15 protein-coding genes are annotated in these 15,887 nt (G+C 41.1%); 7 read left to right on the top strand and 8 right to left on the bottom strand.

Features of this window, described 5'->3' with window-relative positions:
- Window positions 1–114: 114 nt before the first annotated feature.
- From IM797_RS14850 to IM797_RS14840, 3 genes are all read right to left on the bottom strand, one after another.
- A complete protein-coding gene (locus IM797_RS14850) occupies window positions 115–2,028 on the bottom strand; it encodes a 7TM diverse intracellular signaling domain-containing protein (RefSeq protein ID WP_194127923.1) in 1,914 nt (637 codons plus the stop codon).
- Between the two features lie 11 nt (window positions 2,029–2,039).
- On the bottom strand, window positions 2,040–2,972 hold the full coding sequence (locus tag IM797_RS14845; protein ID WP_194127922.1) for a hydrogen peroxide-inducible genes activator: 933 nt from the start codon (window positions 2,970–2,972) through the stop codon (window positions 2,040–2,042).
- A gap of 90 nt (window positions 2,973–3,062) precedes the next feature.
- Window positions 3,063–3,992, bottom strand: a complete 930-nt coding sequence (locus IM797_RS14840; RefSeq protein ID WP_194127921.1) for a GDP-L-fucose synthase — start codon at window positions 3,990–3,992, stop codon at window positions 3,063–3,065.
- 103 nt (window positions 3,993–4,095) lie between these two features.
- Here IM797_RS14840 and trmB point away from each other — a divergent pair, with 103 nt between their 5' ends.
- From trmB to IM797_RS14825, 3 genes are read left to right on the top strand one after another with little or no spacing between them, the layout of a single operon-like run.
- Window positions 4,096–4,746 carry a tRNA (guanosine(46)-N7)-methyltransferase TrmB gene (trmB, locus tag IM797_RS14835; protein WP_194127920.1) on the top strand — a complete coding sequence of 217 codons (651 nt, stop codon included), beginning with the start codon at window positions 4,096–4,098 and terminating at the stop codon, window positions 4,744–4,746.
- A 28-nt stretch (window positions 4,747–4,774) separates the two neighbouring features.
- Entirely contained in the window at window positions 4,775–5,101 is a 327-nt protein-coding gene (locus tag IM797_RS14830; RefSeq protein ID WP_194127919.1) for an MGMT family protein, read from the top strand.
- Between the two features lies 1 nt (window position 5,102).
- A complete protein-coding gene (locus IM797_RS14825; RefSeq protein WP_194127918.1) occupies window positions 5,103–5,669 on the top strand; it encodes a DNA-3-methyladenine glycosylase I in 567 nt (188 codons plus the stop codon).
- A gap of 1 nt (window position 5,670) precedes the next feature.
- On the opposite strand, the gene IM797_RS14820 is transcribed toward IM797_RS14825, so the two are convergent.
- Window positions 5,671–6,369 (bottom strand): hypothetical protein, encoded by a 699-nt coding sequence (locus IM797_RS14820; protein WP_228098871.1) that lies wholly within the window; start codon window positions 6,367–6,369, stop codon window positions 5,671–5,673.
- A 50-nt stretch (window positions 6,370–6,419) separates the two neighbouring features.
- Window positions 6,420–7,184 (bottom strand): hypothetical protein, encoded by a 765-nt coding sequence (locus IM797_RS14815; protein WP_194127917.1) that lies wholly within the window; start codon window positions 7,182–7,184, stop codon window positions 6,420–6,422.
- Window positions 7,185–7,356: 172 nt separating this feature from the next.
- Here IM797_RS14815 and polA point away from each other — a divergent pair, with 172 nt between their 5' ends.
- Window positions 7,357–10,173, top strand: a complete 2,817-nt coding sequence (gene polA / locus IM797_RS14810; protein ID WP_194127916.1) for a DNA polymerase I — start codon at window positions 7,357–7,359, stop codon at window positions 10,171–10,173.
- A gap of 164 nt (window positions 10,174–10,337) precedes the next feature.
- Here polA and IM797_RS14805 read toward each other — a convergent pair whose 3' ends face one another.
- The 3 genes from IM797_RS14805 to namA all read right to left on the bottom strand — a co-directional run bounded on the left by IM797_RS14805 (window position 10,338) and on the right by namA (window position 12,505).
- The gene (locus IM797_RS14805) at window positions 10,338–11,015 is read right to left on the bottom strand and encodes a metal-dependent hydrolase (RefSeq protein ID WP_194127915.1); all 678 of its coding nucleotides are present in this window, start codon (window positions 11,013–11,015) and stop codon (window positions 10,338–10,340) included.
- A 16-nt stretch (window positions 11,016–11,031) separates the two neighbouring features.
- On the bottom strand, window positions 11,032–11,337 hold the full coding sequence (locus tag IM797_RS14800; protein ID WP_194127914.1) for a YbaB/EbfC family nucleoid-associated protein: 306 nt from the start codon (window positions 11,335–11,337) through the stop codon (window positions 11,032–11,034).
- Window positions 11,338–11,428: 91 nt separating this feature from the next.
- Complete coding sequence (gene namA / locus IM797_RS14795; RefSeq protein ID WP_194127913.1) at window positions 11,429–12,505, bottom strand: NADPH dehydrogenase NamA; 1,077 nt, start codon at window positions 12,503–12,505, stop codon at window positions 11,429–11,431.
- Between the two features lie 446 nt (window positions 12,506–12,951).
- On the opposite strand from namA, the gene IM797_RS14790 reads away from it, so the two are divergent.
- Genes IM797_RS14790 through argC form a run of 3 tightly spaced genes read left to right on the top strand, consistent with a single transcriptional unit; the run spans window position 12,952 to window position 15,824 of the window.
- Window positions 12,952–13,656 (top strand): GNAT family N-acetyltransferase, encoded by a 705-nt coding sequence (locus IM797_RS14790; RefSeq protein ID WP_194127912.1) that lies wholly within the window; start codon window positions 12,952–12,954, stop codon window positions 13,654–13,656.
- Window positions 13,657–13,669: 13 nt separating this feature from the next.
- Window positions 13,670–14,863 carry an argininosuccinate synthase gene (argG, locus tag IM797_RS14785; protein WP_194127911.1) on the top strand — a complete coding sequence of 398 codons (1,194 nt, stop codon included), beginning with the start codon at window positions 13,670–13,672 and terminating at the stop codon, window positions 14,861–14,863.
- Window positions 14,853–15,824, top strand: coding sequence for an N-acetyl-gamma-glutamyl-phosphate reductase (gene argC / locus IM797_RS14780; protein WP_194127910.1), 972 nt, complete (start codon window positions 14,853–14,855; stop codon window positions 15,822–15,824). The genes argG and argC overlap by 11 nt, the downstream gene beginning before the upstream one ends.
- Window positions 15,825–15,887: the final 63 nt, after the last annotated feature.

Genomic DNA, 15,887 nt, shown 5'->3' with positions numbered 1-15,887 from the left:
GGTGGCATTAAGACAGTTGCGCTTTTAGGCTGATATACAGGCGCAAAACGCCCTTTTGCCAAATCGTAACATTTGACTTTAATACACATCAATAAATTTTAAAAAAAATAGGACTTACAACAGAACGAGCTTGCTCCATCCCTTTTCTCCGGCATTTTTCAGCTCTTTCTTCCGCTCGTCCATTATTTTTTTGACTTTGTTGCTATAGGCCCAGCAGGTTCCTTGGCGCATGGAAAGAATTTCGGATAGTTTGTAAGAAGAGATTTTTCCATTGCTGGAATACATTAAGAAGATGATATAGAATGCTTTATTGATGGGGATTTTGCTGTTGTGGAAGATCGTATTCGTTGTTACAGATTCATCATAGCCACATTTAGAGCATCTTCTGCTATGAGGCGAAATGCCTTCAAAATAATGCACATTACCGCATTTTCGACATTGATATTGATCATTCCACTTCAGTTCTGCAAGGAATTTAAAACAGGCGTTGTTATCTGGATATATTTTACTAAACTCGGTGAAATCAACTTCTTTAGACATTACCCTAGCTTGGCTTACTTTTTCAATGTCTGTTTGCAGCTCGATGTTATCTCTTTTTAGAAATTCATTTATTTTATTGATCTCTTCTGCTTTAAGATTGAGTAACTCATTCATATTAAGTAACTCTTCGTTTTGAGATTTAATGATCTCGGATTGCGCGATCACCTCTTTGGTTCTTAGCAATACCTGTTTTTCCAGCTCTTTATTCTGATTGTCCTTTAAGAGCTGATTTAGCTTTATTTCCTGGAACATACGCGATTGGGCTTTGTCCTTTTTCTTTTTTAGCAGACGCACCTTGTCACTAATGGCGAACGAAACAAATAGCATTTCCATGATAAAGCAAAAACTAAGGCTATAAAAGTTTGCTGGTCCAAAAGGAAGATTATAGGGGTAAACTGTTTTTACGACCCTAATCAGTACGCCCAAAACCAGGAATGTGTAACCAGCAACGAAAAACCTTGCCGGGCGGTAACCTTTTTTATATACGTACCAACCGGTAAAATAGCAGATGACGAGCGGAATAATCTCAATATATTTGTAGTTAAATAACTGTTCGTCTATGAATAAACATGCCCCAAAAAACAGTGTCCTGATACCAATTGCTACAAGGATCAGTTTATTTAGAGTTGGGGCTTTTGTCTTGGTGTATAAAAACTCACGGGTAAACAGCATGGAAGAAATGCTGGCCAGGTAAAGCATCACCCCAAAGGCAATTCCATTCCATTCCGGAGAATCGGGCCATAGGTATTGATAGGCAATTCCGTTAGAACTCATTTCAAACATCCCTATGCTTAAATTGTAGATGATGTAATAGATATATTGCTTTTGTTTAACCGCAAGAAACATCATGAAATTGTACAGACTAAAGATCAGGATCATGCCGTAGTATATTCCAAATAGGTAATATTCCTTTAACGCATATTTAAAATAGGATACTACAGGTTTAAGGACAACCATCACATTGGACGGGTGACTTGATTTGACTGAAAAGTAATAAATACGGTCGCCTTTAAATGCGGTATCCAAGTTCAATGCAAAGTTTTTATGGAAATAAAATCTTTGGTCAAATGGTCTAGCCGCACCAAAGCTCTGTTGCGAGTATGCTCCCTGATGATCGGGGGTGTAAAAATGTATTTCCTCTATGGTCTGGTCAAAAAATTCTAGGATCCAGCTATTTTTTACGGCCTGGCTATGGTTTATTTTAATTCTATACCAGCCATTGTGCAGATATTGATAGTTGGTAGGCGTAAAGGTTTTACTGGGTTTAAATTTGTCAGAAAATGCAGGCTTGATCACATCTTTGATGGTAAGCTTGTTGGTGGTGTCTACAAAAGATTCTATTTCCTTATAAATGAAGATATGTTTGCTGATCCCGTCCTGTAGTAAAACCCGCTCCTGTGCTTTTGAAGCCAATGTGTTCAGCAGGCAAAACAGAACTATAATAGATTTCCAGCAGGACAGGCCGATTGGTTTAGATTTGTTAGACATGGGGATCGCATTTATATTCCTATGACATCCTTTTTCTTTTTCTGCTTCATCGTTTTTGGCACCACCTCCAGAATTTCTTCTTTTAAGGCATTTAGCATTCTTCTTTTGATGAAGTTTTTATGGGTAACCAGGCTGATTTCACGAACAGGTTCCGGCGACTTAAAATATCTTACTTTACTGAGCTGCTTACTGCTGAGTTCTTCCAACGCCAGTTCGGGAAGTAAGGTAGCGCCATTATTGATGTCCACCATCCGGATCAGAGTTTCTACACTTCCGGTATTATAGGTTAAGCCTTGCAAGCGATTGTTTTTAGTAGACCTGCAGATGTTCAGGACCTGTGAGCGCATGCAATGCCCTTCATTAAGTAACCAGATGTTCTCATCTTCTAAATCGTTAGCATCAATGGTTTTTTTCTTATAGAGCTTGCTATTCTTACTGATATAGGTTACAAAGTTTTCATAATACAGCGGTGTTTCTTCAATGGCGTTGTCTGCCAGCGGAGTAGCCAGTATACCACAGTCGAGGATCCCAGTTTTTAAATGGTGTATGATATCTTCTGTAGTGTATTCCCAAATGAGGAGTTTTAAATCAGGATATTTTTCCATCATCGCTGCAATTACTTTAGGGAGTAAATACGGGGCTACAGTAGGAATGATCCCTACTTTCAGTTCGCCGGTTACTTCTTGTTGCTGACTGTTGATGATTTCTTTGATTTTATGACTTTCCTGTAAGACCAGACGAGCCTGTTCAATGATCTGTGAGCCGATTTCGGTAGGCACAACAGGTTGTTTGCTGCGGTCGAAAATTTTTACTTTGAGCATTTCTTCTAGTTTTTGTACCTGCATACTTAAAGTTGGCTGGGTAACAAAACACTTTTCTGCAGCGCCAACAAAGCTTCGGTAGGTATCTACAGCGACGATATACTCCAATTGAACCAGGGTCATAATTAAAATTGATCTTTAGTTTGTAAAGGTATCAATTTTGATTATGATGTAAGTAAAAAAAGAGCTGTTTTTAGCAGCTCCTTTATGGGGTTAAATGTGTTTACTTAAAAAATCGCGGTAGGCGAGTTTGATGCCTTCTTCCAATTCAATCTGGTGTTTCCAGCCTAAGGCATGTAGTTTAGAAACATCCATCAGTTTACGCGGTGTGCCATCAGGTTTACTGCTGTCGAATGTTAGCGTTCCTTCAAAACCAATGATGCTCTTGATGAGTAAGGCGAGATCTTTAATGGTCAGATCTACGCCAGTTCCTACGTTCACCAATCCAGGCTCGTTGTAATTTTGCATCAGGAAATAACAGGCATCGGCCAGATCATCTGCGAAAAGAAATTCCCGCATGGGAGATCCGGAACCCCAGATGTTTACTACTGAAGTTCCATTAACTTTCGCTTCATGAAACTTGCGGATCAGCGCTGGTAATACGTGAGAGTTTTGAGGGTGGTAATTGTCGTTATAACCATATAAGTTGGTTGGCATTACCGATATGAAATTGCAATTGTACTGTGCACGGTAAGCATCGGCCATTTTGATTCCTGCAATTTTAGCAATGGCATAAGGTTCATTGGTTTCTTCGAGCAGGCCGGTTAACAGGTATTCTTCTTTTAAAGGTTGTGGCGCAAGTTTTGGATAGATGCAACTTGAACCCAGGAACATGAGTTTTTTTACCCCGTTTTTATAAGATTGATGGATAACATTATTCTGGATGCAGAGGTTTTCATATAGAAAATCGGCACGGTAGGTGTTGTTGGCCACAATTCCACCAACTTTTGCCGCGGCTAAAAACACGTATTCTGGTTTTTCAGTTTCAAAAAAATCGGTTACTGCATTTTGATCCCGAAGATCAAGTTCTGAAGAAGTTTTTACGAGGAGATTGGTAAAACCTTCGTTAAGCAATTTGCGGTAAATGGCTGAACCAACCATTCCACGGTGACCAGCTACGTATATTTTTGCGTTTTTTTCCAAGATCTTTATTGTATAATATTACAAAAGTACAAAATCAGATCGAGCATAGCGACTCGAAGGATTTAATTGTATTTTTGGCTAAATTTGTATAAAAAATTAAGTAGTGGGTAAAGATAAGTTAAGAAAGTTTGCAGAGATAGACACCTTCCCAAATGTATACCAGTTGGATGAGGGTAAGCCTTTAAAAGGGAAATGGGCTTCTGAGCATTTTAAAAATGACCATCCGATTGTATTGGAACTGGCTTGTGGTAAAGGAGAATATTCTGTAAACCTGGCTAAGTTTTTTCCGGAGAAGAACTTTATTGGTGTTGATCTGAAAGGTAACCGGATTTGGCGTGGTGCTAGGACAGGAATGGATGAAGGCATTGCTAACCTGGCTTTTTTAAGGATACAGATTGAAGATATTGTGGATTATTTCGGAGAAGATGAGATCGATGAAATATGGATCACTTTTCCTGACCCTCAGCCTCAGGAGAGCCGTGAGAAAAAGCGTCTTACTTTTCCTGGCTTTCTGGAGAAGTATAAAACTTTTTTAAAGCCGGGAGGTAAAATAAACCTGAAAACAGATAACGATGGTTTGTATCTTTATACTGTTGAAAAGGTTCAGGAACTGGGTTTACCTTGTTATAAGAATACTGACCAGTTGTATAAATCTGAGTTTTATGATGAGGTGTTGTCCATAAAAACGCATTATGAGCGGATTTACCTGAAACATGACAAAAACATTAATTATATCCAATTCTCCTTGGTATAATGTAAAATCCTAAACTTTTCCTCATCGAATGGAACAATCTTTTTATGATCAGGTTTTTGAATTGGCACGATTGATCCCCGAAGGTCGGGTTACTTCTTACGGTGCAATTGCCAGAAGTTTAGGTGCTGGTGGCTCTGCTCGTATGGTGGGATATGCTATGGCCCATGCCGGTGCAGCCGATCCACCGGTTCCCGCACATCGGGTGGTAAATAGCAGCGGGCTGTTAACCGGAAGGTTTCATTTCAAAACACCGGGGTTGATGCAGGAACTCCTGGAAAAAGAAGGGGTCGAAGTAAAAAATGACAAAGTGCGTGATTTTAAAACCTTACTTTGGGATCCATTAAAAGAATTGTAACATGACAGAACAAATCAGGTGTGGATGGTGCGGTACAGATCCGTTGTATGTTAAATACCACGATGAAGAATGGGGTAAGCCAGTTTACGATGATCAGATTTTATTTGAATTTTTGATTCTGGAGGGTGCCCAGGCTGGTTTAAGCTGGATTACCATTTTGAAAAGGCGAGATGGCTATCGGAATGCTTTTGCTGGCTTTGATGTCGCTAAGGTTGCTGCATTTACTGAGGCTGATGAAGACCGGTTGATGAATGACCCGGGAATTATCAGAAATAAACTGAAGGTTAAAGCTGCAATCAACAATGCTAAACTTTTCATGGCGATCCAGGATGAGTTTGGCTCTTTTTCAGACTATATGTGGGGCTTTGCTCCCAATAAAAAGCCGATTGTAAACAAAGTCAGAACCTTGGGTGATGTGCCGGCCCGTACCGAGCTTTCGGATGCGATCAGCAAGGATATGAAAAAGAGAGGCTTTAAATTTTTCGGAACCACCATTTGTTATGCACATATGCAGGCTACGGGAATGGTCAACGACCATCTGGACAATTGCATCTGTAAACAGGGTTAATTTATTTATGCATGCCGTTGTATGCGGCAACAAAAGCCCTGACCAATTTGGCATCAAAGGATTCGGTTGCTTTGATGCGTTCCGCTAAATCTTCATCGTTGGTCAGTTTTTGTAATAGTACATTTCTAATCAGCTGGTTTTTTCCCGCTGAATTGCCGGGTTCAACCGGAAGTTCCTGTATTGGGCCGGTTCCAAATTTTTCTATAAAATAGGTCGCTGGACCCGCTTGTGCAGATGCCGCATCTTGCCTATTCCGGCCGCCACCACCCAGTGTGATGCCTATACCTCCGCCCATGCCTCCAAAACCTCCTGTGCCGCCACCAATTCCAAATGATGGGCTGACGCGCGCACGCTTTGGTGCTGCATCTGTAACATTGGTGTTTCCACCTCCAATGGTATAAAGATTTACCGCTCCAAGTTCTATAACTTTAAAAAAGCGGAATTCCATCTTTTTCCTGATCACAATCGGTTTACTCACAAAGGTTTCTCCGTTCCACAGAAACTCCTGAATGTCTTTCGCTTTATACTGGGTAATAGATTCATCATCGTTCTTCATCACCACTGTAGCGTAATCCGTTCCTTGTATGGTTCCGCGAATGAAATTACCAGGTGAAATGGTGATGGCATCCTGCGCCTGGCTTTTCACAAAAACCAGCATAAGCAACAGCATTAAAATAAATGGTCTAATCAACTTCATCATACCCAAATAACGGAATTTATTTGTTGTTTGTTGTAAAGGTAACTGAACAATTATTGTAGGGTTGTTTTTAAAATCCCTGTTTTTGTTTCCGGATATAAGGGTACATACTTTTTGAAACTGGATTTCATGTAATTGAATGCGTACTGTTTTGGATCGGCCATGTCTTTAGCCTGTGCATAGAACTTTCCGGTTACATAACTTCCGATTAAAAAGTTACGGAGTTTCTTGTCTGCTTCTTCATCTAAAGCAACGTCTTTGATCATCTCCGGATCAAGAAAAGGTGTGGTACCGAAATGTGTAATCAAATAGCTCGCCAATTGATCATATGTCTCTGTAAGCAGTGTTGCATCTGGCGAAGCCATTAAGGTTTCGGTTTGTTTGACATAGGGCGCAAGTTCAACAGCTAGTCTTTCTCTGGTAACTGCGGTCAGTCCTGCTGGTACAAAATACTGAGTTGCGACATGATATGGGTCTACAAATAGCCTGACAGTATCCGTGCTTCCAGTTCTGACTAACGTATAACAATCTACAATTCCTGTTTTTCCCCGCGTGCTAAACCTTTTAGAAAAATCAAGACTTTCGCCTGTTGGCCAACGGTAGCTATTTTTTAATTTGAGCATTTGGGTATTCCCTTTGTCTGTGATATTCATAAATGCACCCGATGGGATCGGATCATCGGCGGTGGTGCCATACCCTGTTTTAACTTCATTAGTGAGTCCGGCAAAAGTAGCTGCTTTAAGTAATTCTGTTGATGGTAGCTGTGCTTTGGCACAAAGGCTTGCTACAGCAATAAATAGGGTAAGCGTTTTTTTCATGAGGTTGGTTTTAGATAAAGATGAAAGTCCTGCTGAAATTCCATACCAATTTAATATTTTTTTGTTGCTGGTTAATGGGATCGGGAGAGTATTAGTATCTTTATCGGGTAACATAATATTGTGATGAAAACATCATGATCACTTTATTACGATTGAAAACAAAAATAAAAAGATGAAAAAACTCTTCCTTCTTGACGGTATGGCGCTGATTTACAGAGCGCATTTTGCGCTCAGTAAAAATCCAAGGTTCACCTCTACAGGCATCAACACTTCTGCGGTAATGGGATTTGCAAATACCCTCATGGAGGTGCTTAAAAAAGAAAGACCAACGCATATCGCGGTTGTTTTTGATACGGAAGCACCAACAGAAAGACATACCGATTTTGAGGCTTATAAGGCACACAGACAGGCTATGCCGGAAGATTTATCTGCAGCCCTTCCCTATATTTTTAAGCTGATTGAAGGCTTTAAGATACCGGTGATCACTAAAGATGGCTATGAAGCTGATGATATTATTGGCACGCTAGCCAAAGAAGCGGAGAAAAAAGGCTTTCAGGTATTCTGTATGACTCCCGATAAAGATTTTGCTCAATTGGTATCAGACAACATTTTCATTTATAAGCCCGCCAGAATGGGTAATGATATGGAAATTTTGGGTGTGCCTGAGGTTTTGGCGAAGTGGGAAATCGAAAATGTAACTCAGGTGATTGATATCCTCGGTTTATGGGGTGATGCCGTAGATAATATTCCTGGTATTCCTGGAATTGGTGAGAAGACTGCAAAATCACTGATTAGACAATATGGATCTGTAGAAAATATCATTGCACATGCGCATGAACTGAAAGGAAAACAACGCGAAAATGTAGAAACATACGCTGAGCAGGGAATGATTTCTAAAAAGCTGGCCACCATTATTTTGGATGTACCCGTTGAATTTGATGAAATTTCCTTGGAACTGGAAGAACCAAGCCGTGAATTGCTGGAGCCCCTGTTTGCTGAACTGGAATTTAGAACAATTGGAAAAAGGGTGTTTGGGGATGACTTTATCAGAAGTAGTTCTGTTGTGGTTTCTCAGCAAACAGATCTGTTTGGAAACGTAACTGAAGTACGTTCTGTCCAGGTTGTAATTCATCCTCCTCCTCCGATAGAAATTGTACCTGAGACCATTGTGCCACTCAGTACCATTGAAAATACACCACACAACTATCAGCTTGTTGATGCTCCTGAATCGCGGAAAGCGTTGGTTGCGCTTTTAATGCAGCAGGAAAGCATTTCGTTTGATACAGAAACTACCGGAACTGATGCCAATCTGGCCGAACTTGTTGGTCTGTCATTTAGCATTAAGCCTGGTGAAGGTTATTATATCCCGGTACCGGAAGACAGCGTCGCAGCGCAAGCGATTGTAGAAGAATTCAGGCCGGTACTTGAAAATGAAGGCATCAAAAAGATTGGGCAGAACATTAAATATGACATGTTGATTTTAAAATGGTATGGTGTTTCTGTTAAGGGAGAGCTTTTTGACACCATGCTGGCACATTATCTCATTGATCCGGATACCCGTCACAATATGGATGTGCTTTCAGAAAATTACTTAAACTATTCTCCGATTTCAATCACTGCTTTAATTGGGGCAAAAGGTAAAAATCAGGGTACCATGCGGGATGTTGCGGTAGAGAAGGTAGTGGATTACGCTGCGGAAGATGCAGATGTCACTCTACAACTAGCCAATGTATTTGAACCAATGCTGAAGACCCTCAATGCCGATAAGCTTGCTGCTGAGGTAGAAAATCCATTGATTTACGTGCTGGCGGATATTGAAGTAGAGGGGGTAAAGATTGATGTTGATACTTTGAATGCCTACTCGTTAGAGCTGGAGCAGGATATCCGGAAGTTTGAGCAAAACGTATATGACAAATGTGGTGTACAGTTTAATCTGGCATCGCCTAAGCAATTGGGGGAGGTGTTGTTTGATAAGTTAAAACTAGACCCTAAGGCCAAAAAAACCAAGACTGGACAATACCAGACTGGTGAAGACGTGCTGCTCGCTTTGGCGCACAAGAGTGATATTGTACAGGACATCCTAGATTTTCGACAGTTGCAGAAGCTCAAATCAACCTATGTAGATGCTTTGCCTTTATTGGTTAATCCTAAAACTGGTCGTGTTCACACCAGTTTTAATCAGGCTGTGGCTGCAACCGGAAGACTAAGTTCCAATAATCCAAATCTGCAAAATATACCGATCCGGACAGCGCGCGGTCGCGAAGTACGTCGCGCCTTTATCCCAAGAGATGAAAACCATGTGTTACTTTCTGCGGATTATTCTCAGATTGAATTGCGCATCATTGCCGATATCAGTAAGGAGGAAAACATGTTGGATGCTTTTAACAAAGGCATTGATATTCACACCGCTACTGCTGCAAGGGTATATGGTATTTCAATAGAAGAAGTGGACAGTACGCAAAGGAGAAACGCAAAAGCAGTGAATTTTGGTATTATTTACGGGCAGTCGGCCTTTGGATTGTCTCAAAACCTGGGTATATCCCGTAAAGAAGCTGCTGAAATTATTGAACAGTATTTTGCGCAATATCCGGGTATCAAAAAATATATGTCAGACACGATGAATTCCGCACGTGAAAACGGCTTTGTCGAGACAATTCTAGGTAGAAGAAGGTATTTAAGGGATATCAATTCGGCCAATCAGACAGTGCGCGGCTTTGCAGAACGAAATGCAATCAATGCGCCGATACAGGGTTCTGCTGCGGACATGATCAAGGTAGCGATGATTAATATTCACAAGGATATGAAGGATCAGAAGCTGCAATCTAAAATGACCATGCAGGTACACGATGAGTTGGTCTTCGACGTATTAAAGTCGGAAGTTGATGCAATGAAACAGATTATTGCGTACAGGATGAAAACTGCGATTCCTACAACGGTACCTATCGAAGTCGAGATTGGTCAGGGTAACAACTGGTTGGAAGCGCATTAGGATTTAATAATATACGACAACAAAAGCCCTCATGTGACTCGTCTACTCAAAGCTTTGGCCCTGAAAAGGGCTAGCTTTGTATGTCGTCTCATCACATCGGGGCTTTTCTGTAAAATCTTATACCAAAAATAGCGGTACTGTTTCTGGCGAGGAAAGGTAAATAATTAAAGTTCTATTGTTTCCCCAATGGCTGGCAGTAACAATATCTTGTTTTCTCTTTTGAATTTTGCTGTAGCCTCTTCCGTGTCAATTTTAATCGGAGGGAAGGTATTGTAATGTACACCAATCACTTTCTCGCAATCCAGGTACTTGGTCGCAATGATCGCATCGTCAACATCCATCGTATAATGGCCTCCGATTGGCAGTATGGCATAGTCCAGGTTGTACAAATCAGCCAGAAGCTTCATTTCCAGTGTCAATGCCGTATCCCCGGCGAAATAGATTGTTTTGCCACCAAGTTCCAATACAAAACCTGCAGGGTTGCCACCGTAGCTTCCGTCAGGATTACTGCTACTGTGAACAGCCCAAACCGTCCTTAAGCTACCAAAATCGAAAGTGCTTTTGCCAAAGTTGACATCAACTACATTTTTTACACCTTGCTTTTTTATCCAGCCGGCTACTTCTACCATGGCAATAACTTGTGCATTGGTCTGATTGGCCAGTTCTACCAGATCAGCCACATGATCTCCATGTCCATGGCTTACGAGGATGTAATCGGCCTGTATGCTTTTAATGTCAATGTGCTTGGCTAAAGGATTGTGCGTGATGAATGGATCAAACAAAAACTTTTTGCCCTCAGCTTCAAGAAGGAAGCAAGACTGACCGTAATATGTATATTTCATAATGATGAGATTTTAATTATTGACCAAACATGCCGCCAAGACCACCTAGCATGTCTTTTGTTGCCGCCTGCATTTCATGTGCACTAACTTGCTCAGCCTGGGTTAAAGCTTTGTTAATTGCGGTAAGCAAGAGTTCTTCAAGTTCTTCCTTGTCGGCTTGTTTGTAAAATTCTTCTTCAATTTCTACAGCGGTAATGGCTTTATTTGCAGTAGCAGTAATCCGGATAGCCCCGCCTTCTACTTCGCCAAAAACAGAAACGGTATCTAAACGTCTTTTTATTTCATCGGCCTTTTGTTGTGCCGCCATTAATTTATCGAACATAGTATGGTGTTTTAATATTAAACGAAATTAAGGGAAATTGGTTTAATCTATTCCATTTAAATGAAAAATGAACTTTTACTACAGTCCGGCACTAGTCGCTTTTTCTGGGTTTAGCCCGGTCATATTGTGCTGGCCATTGTTGTTCTTCTCCTAACGTGGAGGCCGCATGTAAAGCGAAATACGGATCTCTAAGCAGCTCGCGAGCCATGAAAATCAGGTCGGCCTGATCTTTTTGTAATATTTCTTCTGCTTGTGAGGCTTCTGTAATTAGTCCGACTGCCCCCGTTAATACACCGGTTTGCTGTTTGATGGCTTCGGCAAAAGGTACCTGGTAGCCTGGTCCTACCGGAATCTGCTGATGTGCTGCCAATCCTCCGGAAGAGCAGTCAACGAGATCTATGCCCTTGGTTTTTAGGATACCGGATAGTAGAACTGATTCTTCTGGCGACCACCCATCTTCAGCCCAATCGGTTGCCGATATGCGGACAAATAAAGGGTTTTCTGCTGGCCATACTTCCTGTACAGCTTCAATGATTTCGAGTAACAGGCGAATTCTGTTTTCGAAGCTACCGCCATATTCGTCTGTACGATGATTGCTCAATGGGGAAAGAAACTGGTGTAACAGGTAGCCATGTGCAGCATGAAGCTCAATGACCTGGAATCCCGCTATGAGTGCTCTTTTGGCGGCTGCTTTAAAGTCTGATTTCACTTTTTGAATTTCTTCGCCACTTAAAGCGCGGGGTTTTTCATCGGTCTCGTGAAAAGCAATTTCACTAGGTGCTACTGTTTTCCAGCCTCCATCTTTTTCATTAATTTGTTTTCCGCCTTTCCAGGGTGCTTGTGTACTGGCTTTTCGTCCTGCATGGGCGAGTTGGATGCCTGATACAGCATCACGCTGATGAATAAAGTCGGTAATGCGTTTGAGCATTTGTATATGGTCGTCGGTCCAGATGCCCAGGTCATCAGGAGAGATTCTTCCTTCCGGTGATATGGCCGTTGCTTCGGTAAAAATTAGCGCGGCGCCGCCAATCGCCCGGCTTCCAAGGTGAACCAGGTGCCAATCGTTTGCAAAGCCATCATCTGAGGAATACTGACACATGGGGGAGACTACGATCCGGTTTTTTAAGATGACGTTTTTAATGTTCAGTTTGGAAAATAATATAGACATGGATATGAATTTATTAGATAACAATTATAGCTTCAAGTTGTTTATGTTGCAAATGGAATCGTCACGATTGTAAAGGGAGAATTATTAAAATGTTAAGGATGATGTAGAAAGGCATTTAAATCAACTGAAAAATGTAAAAAAATAAAAAACGTATTGCGTAACTCAATATTTATTTAAACCTTTGCGCCTCAACTTATTCAAAGAAATATTTTAGACAGAAAATGATCAAGCACATTACACATAAACTTTCCATCGTAGAAGCAAAGAACATTGCTTCCAGGAATTTGTTTATTGAGCGTTTGCGACCCATATTTTCTGTGACCACGAACCGGCAAAACTATACGCCGCGCATTTGATTACCATGCTCGAAATCAGTGCATTTCACAGAGGATTGCCTCTCAAAAAACAATTAATCAGAACATTTATTTTTTTTCGTTAACCTATTAATGAATATAAACGATTTTATAGTGCAGGTTGCACTTCCTGAACATCGTGTTTTTGCAGAAGAGATCTGTGAAGAAATGGCTGAATCCGCAAAAGCCCGAGGTACAGGTATCGCTAAACGTTCTCCGGAATACGTTGCTGGTAAAATTTCCGATGGGAAATCAGTGATTGCATTCCATAAGGACGGCACATGGGCCGGGTTTTGTTATATCGAAACCTGGTCGCACGGACAATTTGTAGCCAATTCAGGTTTGATTGTAAGCCCCAAATTTAGAAAAGCAGGATTGGCGCATGCCATCAAAGAGAAAATTTTTGACCTGTCCAGACAGAAGTATCCTAAGGCTAAGATTTTTGGACTGACTACCGGTTTGGCTGTGATGAAGATCAATTCTGACTTGGGCTATGAGCCTGTTACCTATTCTGAGCTGACCCAGGACGAGGAATTTTGGAAGGGCTGCCAGAGTTGTGTGAATTTCGAGATCTTAACCATGAAAGAACGTAAAAACTGCATGTGTACAGCAATGTTGTACGATCCGGTTGAGCAAAAACATGATGTAGCTAAGAAATTTGCCGAGGAACTTAATAAAAAACCAAAGCTTTACGAGCGTTTCATGCGCATTAAGCAACGATTGGTTTTGAAGGCCAAACCTCAAAATAAAGGGGGATTGAAGTCCCTGTTGTTAATGTTTACCGTTTTATTTAAATAGCTGTTATATTAAGATGAAGAAGAAAGTAGTTTTAGCTTTTAGCGGAGGTTTGGATACCTCGTTTTGTTGTATCTACCTGGCGCAGGACCGTGGTTTGGAAGTGCACTCAGTAATTGTAAACACCGGTGGTTTTTCTGATGAAGAACTGCAGGAAATTGAAAAACGTGCTTATGCTTTGGGCGTTGCCTCACATGCGGTAGTTGACGAAACTGAAAATTATTACAACAGCTGTATTAAATATTTGATTTACGGGAACGTATTGAAAAATGCGACTTATCCACTCTCTGTAAGTGCCGAGCGTGTGAGCCAGGCTACAGCAATTGCCAATTATGTAAAGAAAATTGGTGCTGATTATGTAGCTCACGGTAGTACTGGAGCTGGAAATGACCAGGTGCGTTTTGATATGATTTTTAACATCATCATTCCGAATGTAGAAATCATAACTCCAATCAGAGATTTGAAATTATCCCGTGAAGCAGAAATAGAATATTTAAATGAACACGGTGTAGAATATAGTGCTGAAAAAGCAAGATACTCGATTAATAAAGGTTTATGGGGAACATCTGTTGGTGGTAAAGAGACTTTGACATCTAATGAAACCCTTCCTGAAGAGGCCTGGCCAACACAGGTGTCAGAAACCGCGCCGCGTAAACTGGCTTTAACTTTTGAAAAAGGAGAATTGGTAGCTATTGATGGCGAAACCTTTGAGCCAGTTAGGGCGATACAAAAATTGCAAGCCATAGCACAACCATACGGTATTGGCAGAGATATTCATGTTGGTGATACCATTATCGGCATTAAAGGTCGTGTAGGTTTCGAAGCTGCAGCACCAATTGTGATCATTAAGGCGCACCATACTTTAGAGAAACACACCCTCACCAAATGGCAATTGTCATGGAAAGAGCAATTGTCTTCTTTCTATGGGAACTGGTTGCATGAAGGTCAGTTCCATGACCCGATTATGCGTAACATCGAAGCTTTTTTGACAGATACCCAAAAGGTTGTGAGTGGAAAAGTATTTGTAGAGCTGTTACCGTATCGCTTCAATATCATCGGTATAGCGTCTGAGCATGATTTGATGAGCAATAAGTTTGGTAGCTACGGTGAAATGAACAATGCCTGGAGTGGTGAAGATGTTAAGGGTTTCTCTAAGATTTTTGGTAATCAGGTGATGATCTGGCATAAAGTGAACGGCAATGAAGATTAAAGCAGGTATAGTTGGCGGTGCCGGATATACAGGCGGCGAGATGCTTCGTTTACTGATCAATCACCCCGCTGTTGAGATTGTATTTGTACACAGCAATAGCAATGCCGGCAACCTCATCTCAGATGTGCATACCGATCTTTTAGGCGATACTGAATTGCGTTTTACAGCGCAGCTATCACAGGAAATTGATGTACTTTTTTTATGTGTAGGTCATGGTGATGCCAGAAAATTTCTGGATGCAAATGAAATCGCCAGGGGCATTAAGATCATTGATTTGAGTCAGGATTTCAGGTTGAAAGCGAATGCCGGTACAGACTGGGTATATGGTCTGCCGGAATTGAACCGTGAACAAATTATTAAAGCAGATTATATTGCCAATCCAGGTTGTTTTGCTACTTGTATCCAGTTGGCGCTATTGCCACTGGCAGCAAAAGGCTTGTTGAATAGTGAGGTTCATATCAATGCAACAACGGGCTCTACTGGCGCCGGACAAAGTTTGGCTAAAACTTCCCACTTCAGCTGGCGTAACAATAACCTTTCTGTCTATAAGGCTTTTGAACATCAGCATTTGAATGAAATCGGAGAAAGTTTGGTGAAATTGGATGCAGGTTTTGATCAGACCATTAACTTTATTCCGCAACGTGGTGATTTTACCAGGGGAATATTGGCTGCAGTTTATCTGGAAAGTGACCTGAGCGAAGCTGAAGCCATCGTATTATATGAAAATTACTACGCCGGACATGTGTTTACGCATGTAAGTAAAGCCAATATAGACCTTAAACAGGTTGTAAATACCAACAAGGGCTTGGTACATGTAGAAAAACATGGCAATAAGCTATTTATTGTCAGTATTATAGACAATCTGTTAAAAGGAGCCAGTGGACAAGCGGTACAGAATATGAATTTGATCTTCGGATTGGAAGAGGGTACAGGACTGCGGCTTAAAGCATCGGCGTTTTAATTAAACCCGGTGCGCATTGATCCGCCCTGCTGGAGAGTAGTTCCAGCTTTATCTTTAACCTTT

It is taken from the genome of Pedobacter sp. MC2016-24 (assembly GCF_015223055.1).
GTDB lineage: Bacteria > Bacteroidota > Bacteroidia > Sphingobacteriales > Sphingobacteriaceae > Pedobacter.
This window is presented reverse-complemented; position numbering and strand designations above follow the sequence as displayed.